This is a genomic window from Pseudomonas sp. OF001, assembly GCF_904426495.1.
Lineage (GTDB): Bacteria > Pseudomonadota > Gammaproteobacteria > Pseudomonadales > Pseudomonadaceae > Geopseudomonas.
This window is the reverse complement of the sequence record NZ_CAJGBM010000021.1, coordinates 40,630-48,785: the sequence shown is the minus strand read 5'-3', so window position 1 is coordinate 48,785 and position 8,156 is coordinate 40,630. Positions and strand designations below refer to the sequence as shown.

Sequence of the window (8,156 nt, the reverse complement as noted above, 5' to 3'; positions counted from 1 at the left end):
TCGATGCCCTTGATCTGCGCGATCACCTCGTCGGAGACCTTCGGCGGGTAGCCGCCCACCTGCAGCAGGGCCAGCACCAGCGAGGTGAACTCGTGGCCCATGGGCAGGCCGGCGAAGCGCGGGCCGACTTCCACGCCGTCGCGGCGGAAGCCGAACGAGGGCTTGCGGGCATCGGTGCCGGTGGTATTCAGGGTGATCTTGTCGCTCAGGCCGTTGATGTCGTTGAGCAGCGAAACCATCTCGTCGGACTTCTCGCTGTCGTCCAGGGAAGCGACGATCTCGTACGGCTCGGTAACTTTCTCGAGGTAGGCTTGCAACTGGGCTTTCAGGTTGGCGTCCAACATATGACGATGTTCCTCTGCAAATCGGGGTTGATCTGTTTCAGATTAGGGGAGATGCCTGCCGTGGAAATTGCCCGTGGTCAGTGTTCGGCGTGTCTGTCGACGCTGTCGGGGCTTGGCTGGCTGCCTGGAGTGAATCCTACGCCTCACCGGGCCTCGATCCCATTTGATTGAATCAAGCCGTTCGATTGAAGTTGCCTATCGATACCCGGCGCAGGGAAATCCGACGCGCAGCATTGACAATGCTGGATGCCTATACAGATCATCCGAGCATGTCAGTGCCACTACCTCCCGAACTCTATTACCTCGGCAACTTCCGCACCGCACTCGCCTGGGTAGACGAGCGCCATGCCGATCTGCTGTCCGACGAAGAGTCCCGCTTCATCGCCCGCTTCGCCGAACTGGCCGTACCGGCACAGGCGCTGCTGGTGCGCATGGTCATGCGCAAGGGCAGCCACTTCCGCGCCAGCAAGCTGCGATACGACGAGATCGGCGATATCGCGGCGGCTGCCCGGCCGCTCCTCGAACTGGGCTGGCTGAGCGAGCGGGCACCGCTGGAGGCCGCCGCAGTCGCCGCCCTGCTGCGCAAGGACGAGTTGCTCGCCCACCTGCCGCTGGCCGACCGCCGCGCCAGCCAGAAGAAGGCCGAGCTGGAGGCGCAGCTGCTGGCGCTGGAGCTGCCGGCGCAGCCGTTCGCCGCCTGGTGCCCGAACCTCGACGAGCGCCTGTACAGCCTGCAGGTCGGCGAGCTGTGCGACCGCCTGCGCCTGCTGTTCTTCGGCAACCTGAGCCAGGACTGGTCGGAGTTCGTCCTCGCCGACCTCGGCATCTACCGCTACGAACCGGTGGCGATCGCCCCGGAATCGCGCGGCTTCCGCTGCCGGGAGGACGTCGACGACTACCTGTTCCTGCGTGCGCGGCGCGAGCGCTTCGAGGCCGGCGAGCCCGTCGCGGATCTGCTGGAAGGACTGCTCGACTTCGCCAGCGCCAATCCCTACCTGCAGTCGCGCCATGCCCGGCTGCTGTTCAGGCTGGCCCAGCAGCTGGAGAAGGACGGCGAGGCCGAGGCGGCGCTGGCCCTCTACCGGCGCAGCGCCCACGGCGAGGCGCGCTGGCGGCAGATCCGCGTGCTGGAGAAGCTCGAACGCCACAGCGAGGCCCATGCGCTGGCCGTGCAGCTGAGCGCCAGCCCCGGCAGCGACGAGGAAGCCCAGCGCCTTGAGCGGGCGCTGCCGCGCCTTTCGCGCAGGCTCGGCCTGCCCGCCCCCGCACGCCGCGCCGCCGTCGCCGAATGCCGCAGCGAGCTGGTGCTGCCGCGCCCGGCGCACGGCAGCGTCGAGCACGCGGTGCGCGAGCACCTGCACCGCGAACAGGCGCCGGTGCACTACGTGGAGAACACCCTGCTGTGCAGCCTGTTCGGCCTGCTGTGCTGGGAGGCGATCTTCGCGCCGCTGCCGGGAGCCTTCTTCCATCCGTTCCACAGCGGGCCGGTCGACCTGTACGGCAGCGACTTCCACGAGCGGCGCCGGGCGCTGTTCGACGCCTGCCTGGCGCGTCTGGACGACGGCAGCTACCGGGCGCACATGCGCCAGCTGCATCGCACCAAGTTCGGTACCCAGTCGCCCTTCGTGTTCTGGAACCTGCTCGACGAGGCGCTGCTCGAACTGGCGCTGGCCTGCATCCCCGCCGCGCACCTGCGCGCCTGCTGCGAGCGCCTGCTGCGCGACCTCAGGGCCAACCGCGCCGGCATGCCCGACCTGATCCAGTTCCACCCCGCCGAGCGCCACTACCGGCTGATCGAGGTGAAGGGCCCGGGCGACCGCCTGCAGGACAATCAGAAGCGCTGGCTGGCCTTCGCCGCCGAGCACGGCATCCCGGTCGAGGTCTGCTACGTGAGCTGGGCCGAGGCATGAGCTACGCCATCGCCGTGCGCGCGCTGTGCGAGTTCACCGCCAAGACCGGCGATCTCGACCTGCGCTTCACTCCCTCGCCCAGCGCCCAGGAAGGCATCGCCGGGCACCAGACGGTAGTAGCGCGGCGCGGCCCGCACTATCTGGCCGAGCTGCCGCTGGCCGGCGCCTGGCAGAGCCTCATGGTCAGCGGCCGCGCCGACGGCTACGACCCGGAGCAGAACCTGCTGGAGGAGATCAAGACCCACCGCGGCGACGTCGCGCGCATCCCCGACAACCACCGCCAGCTGCACTGGGCGCAGGCCAAGGTGTATGGCTGGCTGCTCTGCCAGAACCGCGGCCTCGCGGAGATCGAGCTGGCGCTGGTGTATTTCAACGTGCTGACCCAGAAGGAAACGGTGCTGCGCGAGCGCTTCGCGGCGGCCGAGCTGGAAGCCTTCTTCGCCCTGCAGTGCCGGCGCTTCATCACCTGGGCAGAGCAGGAAGAGGCGCACCGCACGGCGCGTGACGCCAGCCTGGAACGGCTGCGCTTCCCCTGGCCGGAGTTCCGCCGCGGCCAGCGCCAGCTGGCCGAAGCCGTCTACCGCGCCGCCCGCGACGGCCAGACGCTGATGGCGCAGGCCACCACCGGCATCGGCAAGACCCTCGCCACCCTGTTCCCGCAGCTCAAGGCCTTCCCCGGACAAAAGCTCGACCGCCTGTTCTTCCTCACCGCCAAGACCCCCGGCCGGCGCCTGGCCCTGGATGCGCTGGCCAGCCTGCGCCAGCAGGAAGACGACCTGCCGCTGCGCGTGCTCGAGCACGTGGCGCGCGACAAGGCCTGCGAGCACCCGGAGCGCAGCTGCCACGGCGAGTCCTGCCCGCTGGCCCGGGGCTTCTACGACCGCCTGCCCGGCGCGCGGCTGGCAGCGCTCGAACGGCGCTGGCTGACCCAGGGCGAGGTGCGCGAGATCGCCCTCGCCCATCAGGTCTGCCCCTACTACCTGAGCCAGGAGCTGTGCCGCTGGGTCGACGTGGTGGTCGGCGACTACAACTACTACTTCGATCTCAGCGCCCTGCTCCACGGCCTGACCGTGCTCAACGACTGGCGGGTGACGGTGCTGGTCGACGAGGCGCACAACCTGGTGGAGCGGGCGCGCGGCATGTACACGGCCGAGCTGGACCAGCACGTGTTCATGGAGATGCGCAGGTCGGCGCCGGCGGCGCTGAAAGGGCCGCTGGAGCGCGTCGGCCGCCACTGGAACCAGCTCAACCGCGACCAGGACAGCGACTACCGGATCCTGCCGAGCGTACCGGATCTGCTCGTCGCCGCGCTGCACAAGGCGGTCAGCGCCATCACCGATCACCTGACCGACCAGCCCGACGGCAACGACCGCGCCCTGCTGCAGTTCTACCTCGACGCCCTGCAGTTCTGCCGCCTCGCCGAGGCCTGGGGGCCGCACTCGCTGTTCGACGTCAGCCGCCATGCCGGCGCGGGAACGCGCGCCCGCTCGACGCTCTGCCTGCGCAACGTGGTCCCGGCGCCTTTCCTCGCCGGGCGCTTCGCCAGCGCCCACAGCACCACGCTGTTCTCCGCCACACTGCGTCCGGCCGACTACTACCGCGATCTGCTCGGCCTGCCGGAGCAGACCCGCTGGCTGGAGGTGGAATCGCCCTTCGCTGCCGAGCAGCTGGAGGTGAGGGTCATGCGCAACCTGTCGACCCGCTACCAGCATCGCGCGACGAGCCTGACGCCGATCTGCCGGATCATCGCCGAACAGTATCGGGACAGGCCGGGCAACTACCTGGCGTTCTTCAGCAGCTATGCCTACCTGCAGCAGGTGCGCGAGCTGTTCACGACGCTGCATCCGGAGATTCCCACCAGCGCGCAGACCCGCAGCATGGACGAGGGTGAGCGCCAGGCGTTCCTCGACGGCTTCACCGAGCACTCCCGCGGCATCGGCTTCGCCGTGCTGGGCGGCGCCTTCGGCGAGGGCATCGACCTGCCCGGCCGGCGCCTGATCGGCGCCTTCATCGCCACCCTCGGCCTGCCGCAGGTCAACGCGATCAACGAGGAGATCAAGGCGCGCATGCAGGAGATGTTCGGTCAGGCCATGGGGTACGACTACGCCTATCTGTATCCGGGGATGCAGAAGGTCGTCCAGGCCGCCGGGCGGGTCATCCGCACCACCGCCGACCGGGGCGTGGTGCATCTGCTCGATGACCGCTTCGCGCAGCCCAGGGTCCGGGAGCTGCTGCCGGGCTGGTGGCAGGTGGAGCTGGTGAGATGTTGAATGCCGGGGCGCGAGGCGGTGCTCAACCCTGCGTCTGCCAGAGAATCGCATAACCCAGGCACATCAGCAGCCAGCCGCCCAGCGGATGGAAGATGCTGCGCCACAGGCGGCTGTACGGATCGAAGCCGACGCCGTGGATGAAGCCGCTGGAAATCCCCCACATCACCAGCATCAGCAGGCCGTGGCTGTAGCGGCCCTCGGCGTCGAGCATGGCGGCGGGATGGATCAGCAGCACCAGCGCCAGCGGTGCTGCCAGCAGCAGGGAGCCGGCGCGGCTGATGCCGCGCTGCAGCCAGGGACAGGGCTCAGCGGTCACCCGCATCGCCCTCGTCGAGGTTCTGGGTGGTTTCCAGCCACAGGGCATTGATGATGCCGAAGCTGCAGGCCAGCAGCACGCCGAGGATCCAGGCGAAGTACCACATCTGTCGTTCTCCTTGGCCCAGGTGGGCACTGATCGAGTAGGGTGCGCCGTGCGCACCGGAAAACCGCCGTGGCCCCATGGTGCGCATGGCGCACCCTACGGCCTCGGCTGCAGTTCGCGGCCTCAGTACAGCCCGTGCGGGTTGGCCTCGATGGTCTTGTCGGTCAACCGGCCCCACATGCGGGTGTAGCACCACAGGGTGTAGAGCAGGATCAGCGGCACGAAGATGCCCGCCACCACCAGCATGATGCCCAGGGTCTTGTGGCTGGACACCGCGTCCCACACGGTCAGGCTCGACGCCGGGTCGAGGCTCGACGGGAACACGAAGGGGAACAGCGCGAAGCCCGCGGTGCAGATGGTGCCGACGATGGCCAGGCTGCTGCCGAGGAAGGCCACAAAGCCACGATTGAACAGCGCGCCGAGCAGCGCCAGCACTCCGCCGGCCAGGCCCGCCAGCGGGGCGATGCGGGTCCACGGATACGCGGCGTAGTTACCCAGCCAGCCGCTGTTGTCCAGGCTCACCTGCTTGTGCAGCGGGTTGAGCGCCGCGCCCAGATCGGCGAAGCCGCCGACCAGGCTGAAGCCCTGGATGCCCATTACCAGCCAGGTGCCGGCCGCCGCGAAGCTCAGCAGGTACACCAGCGCGCACAGCTGGGTGGCCTTGCGCGAGCGCTGGTGCAGGTCGGCGTCGGTACGCATCATCAGCCAGGCGCCGCCGTGGGTGCACAGCATGCTCAGGCTGACCACCCCGGCGAGCAGGGCGAAGGGATGCAGCAGACCAAAGAACGAGCCCTCGTAGGTCGAGCGCATCAGCTCGTCGAGGCGGAACGGCAGGCCGAGGAACAGGTTGCCGAAGGCCACGCCGAACAGCAGCGCAGGCAGAGCGCCGCCGACGAACAGCGCCCAGTCCCAGGCGCTGCGCCACTGCTGGTTCTCCAGCTTGCTGCGGTAGTCGAAGCCCACCGGACGGCAGAACAGGCCGAACAGCACCAGCAGCATCGCCCAGTACAGCCCGGAGAAGGCCACCGCGTAGACCATCGGCCAGGCGGCGAACAGCGCGCCGCCGGCGGTGATGAACCACACCTGGTTGCCGTCCCAGTGCGGGGCGATGGTGTTGATCGCCACCCGCCGCTCGTTGTCGGTGCGGCCGACGAAGGGCATCAGCGCCATGGCGCCCATGTCGAAGCCGTCGGTGAGGGCGAAGCCGATCAGCAGCACGCCGATCAGCACCCACCAGAGGAGTTTCAGGGTTTCGTAATCGAACATGGCGGTCTCCCCTCAGGCCTTGATCGCTTGCGCGTCGGCTTGGCGCTCGAAGTGGTAGCGGCCAGTGTGCAGGCTGGACGGGCCGAGACGGGCGAACTTGATCATCAGGTACATCTCCACCACCAGCAGCAGGCTGTAGAAGGCGATCAGGGCGATCAGCGAGCCCCACACGTCGCCGCTGCTCAGGCTGGAGGCCGACAGGTGGGTCGGCAGCACCTCGCCGATCGACCACGGCTGGCGACCGTGCTCGGCCACGTACCAGCCGGTCTGCGCGGCGATCCACGGCAGCGGCAGGCTGAGCAGCGCCCACCTGAGCAGCCAGGGCTTGGACTCCTCGTTCTTGCGCGCCGAGGCCCAGAAGGCGCAGGCGAACAGCGCCAGCATCAGGAAGCCCGAGGCGACCATGGCGCGGAAGCTCCAGAACAGGCTGAACACGTGGGGAATGGTGTCCCTGGCGGCCAGCCGGATCTGCTCGTCGCTGGCGTCGACCACGTTGGCGGTGTACTTCTTCAGCAGCAGGCCGTAGCCCAGATCGTTCTTCACCGCCTCGAAGGCGGCGATGGTCGCGCTGCTCTGGTCGCCCGCGCGCAGCTGCTCGAGCAGCGCGTAGGCGGTCATGCCGTTGCGGATGCGCGCCTCGTGCTCGACGATCAGGTCCTTGATGCCCTTGACCTCCTCGTCCAGCGAACGGGTGGCGATCAGGCCCAGCGCCCAGGGGATCTTCACCGCGTAGTCGGTGCGCATCTCCTCCTGGTTGGGCAGGCCGAACAGGGTGAAGCCGGCCGGCGCCGGGTGGGTTTCCCACTCGGCCTCGATGGCCGCCAGCTTGGTCTTCTGCACGTCGCCGATCTCGTAGCCGGACTCGTCGCCGAGGACGATCACCGAGAGGATCGAGGCCAGGCCGAAGGCCGAGGCGATGGCGAACGAGCGGCGGGCGAAGCCCAGGTCGCGCTTGTTCAGCAGGTACCAGCTGGAGATCGCCAGCACGAAGATCGCCCCGGTGACGTAGCCGGCCGCCACGGTGTGCACGAACTTGACCTGCGCCACCGGGTTGAAGATCAGCGCGCCGAAGTCCACCAGCTCCATGCGCATGGTCTGGTAGTTGAACTCGGCGCCCACCGGGTTCTGCATCCAGCCGTTGGCGATCAGGATCCACAGCGCCGACAGGTTGGAACCCAGCGCTACCAGCCAGGTCACCGCCAGGTGCTGCACCTTCGACAGCCGATCCCAGCCGAAGAAGAACAGGCCGATGAAGGTCGACTCGAGGAAGAACGCCATCAGCCCCTCGATGGCCAGCGGCGCGCCGAAGATGTCGCCCACGTAGTGGCTGTAGTAGGCCCAGTTGGTGCCGAACTGGAACTCCATGGTCAGCCCGGTGGTGACGCCGAGGGCGAAGTTGATGCCGAACAGCTTGCCCCAGAACTTGACCATGTCCTGGTAGACCTGTTTGCCGGTCATCACGTAGACCGACTCCATGATCGCCAGCAGGAAGGCCAGCCCGAGCGTCAATGGCACGAACAGGAAGTGGTACATCGCGGTCATGGCGAATTGCAGACGCGACAGGTCGACGACGGCTTCCGAGATCATCTCGGCTCCTCCTCGTTCAGGGATGCGGGTGATGCGGGAGAGGTTTGCGGGGTGCCGAGCAGACGCTCGCTGACCCGGGCGGTGCCGTTTTCCGGCACGATGGGTTCGGTGAACCAGACCGCCTTGATGGTCAGCAGGATGGCCAGCTTGACCAGCAGGATGACGCCTATCTCACGCACCAGCGGGATGCGCCACGGCGACTGCGGGGGGACTTGCGGCATGACGACAGCTCCTCAGCCTGCGGACGCCAATCCGGCGGTCCGGTGGCGACCAGTAATCCACTCTAGTCGCTGTGCGGAACACCGCTGGCGTGCGGGCTGTGGCCATCATACTCCCCCAGGTATGACAAAAGACCGAG

At 68.0% G+C, this 8,156-nt stretch carries 7 protein-coding genes and 1 pseudogene; 2 read left to right on the top strand and 6 right to left on the bottom strand.

Going from position 1 to position 8,156, the window contains the following annotated elements:
- Positions 1-344 (bottom strand): annotated as a pseudogene (locus RA210_RS13125) (alkyl hydroperoxide reductase subunit F); the annotation flags it as partial.
- Between the two features lie 269 nt (positions 345-613).
- Here RA210_RS13125 and RA210_RS13120 point away from each other — a divergent pair.
- Together RA210_RS13120 and RA210_RS13115 are read left to right on the top strand one after the other, a co-directional pair.
- Positions 614-2,254: a VRR-NUC domain-containing protein gene (locus tag RA210_RS13120; RefSeq protein ID WP_201486743.1), complete on the top strand. Its 1,641-nt coding sequence runs from the start codon at positions 614-616 to the stop codon at positions 2,252-2,254.
- Positions 2,251-4,524 (top strand): ATP-dependent DNA helicase, encoded by a 2,274-nt coding sequence (locus RA210_RS13115; protein WP_201486742.1) that lies wholly within the window; start codon positions 2,251-2,253, stop codon positions 4,522-4,524. The genes RA210_RS13120 and RA210_RS13115 overlap by 4 nt, the downstream gene beginning before the upstream one ends.
- A 22-nt stretch (positions 4,525-4,546) precedes the next feature.
- Here the strand turns inward: RA210_RS13115 and RA210_RS13110 are convergent, their stop codons facing one another.
- The 5 genes from RA210_RS13110 to cydP all read right to left on the bottom strand — a co-directional run bounded on the left by RA210_RS13110 (position 4,547) and on the right by cydP (position 8,019).
- Complete coding sequence (locus tag RA210_RS13110; protein ID WP_201486741.1) at positions 4,547-4,846, bottom strand: cyd operon YbgE family protein; 300 nt, start codon at positions 4,844-4,846, stop codon at positions 4,547-4,549.
- Positions 4,830-4,946 (bottom strand): cytochrome bd-I oxidase subunit CydX, encoded by a 117-nt coding sequence (cydX, locus tag RA210_RS13105; protein ID WP_136490714.1) that lies wholly within the window; start codon positions 4,944-4,946, stop codon positions 4,830-4,832. Before cydX ends, RA210_RS13110 begins: the two co-directional genes overlap by 17 nt.
- Before the next feature lie 122 nt (positions 4,947-5,068).
- Positions 5,069-6,211, bottom strand: coding sequence for a cytochrome d ubiquinol oxidase subunit II (gene cydB, locus RA210_RS13100; RefSeq protein WP_201486740.1), 1,143 nt, complete (start codon positions 6,209-6,211; stop codon positions 5,069-5,071).
- 12 nt (positions 6,212-6,223) lie between these two features.
- Positions 6,224-7,798 carry a cytochrome ubiquinol oxidase subunit I gene (locus RA210_RS13095; RefSeq protein WP_201486739.1) on the bottom strand — a complete coding sequence of 525 codons (1,575 nt, stop codon included), beginning with the start codon at positions 7,796-7,798 and terminating at the stop codon, positions 6,224-6,226.
- Entirely contained in the window at positions 7,795-8,019 is a 225-nt protein-coding gene (cydP, locus tag RA210_RS13090; protein ID WP_201486738.1) for a cytochrome oxidase putative small subunit CydP, read from the bottom strand. Before cydP ends, RA210_RS13095 begins: the two co-directional genes overlap by 4 nt.
- Between the last annotated feature and the right edge of the window lie 137 nt (positions 8,020-8,156).

Excerpts from the sequence above, each read along its gene's own strand:
- RA210_RS13120 (WP_201486743.1), top strand. The coding sequence starts at position 614 with ATGTCAGTGCCACTACCTCCCGAACTCTATTACCTCGGCAACTTCCGC.
- RA210_RS13115 (WP_201486742.1), top strand. The coding sequence starts at position 2,251 with ATGAGCTACGCCATCGCCGTGCGCGCGCTGTGCGAGTTCACCGCCAAG.
- RA210_RS13110 (WP_201486741.1), bottom strand. The coding sequence starts at position 4,846 with ATGCGGGTGACCGCTGAGCCCTGTCCCTGGCTGCAGCGCGGCATCAGC.
- cydX (WP_136490714.1), bottom strand. The coding sequence starts at position 4,946 with ATGTGGTACTTCGCCTGGATCCTCGGCGTGCTGCTGGCCTGCAGCTTC.
- cydB (WP_201486740.1), bottom strand. The coding sequence starts at position 6,211 with ATGTTCGATTACGAAACCCTGAAACTCCTCTGGTGGGTGCTGATCGGC.
- RA210_RS13095 (WP_201486739.1), bottom strand. The coding sequence starts at position 7,798 with ATGATCTCGGAAGCCGTCGTCGACCTGTCGCGTCTGCAATTCGCCATG.
- cydP (WP_201486738.1), bottom strand. The coding sequence starts at position 8,019 with ATGCCGCAAGTCCCCCCGCAGTCGCCGTGGCGCATCCCGCTGGTGCGT.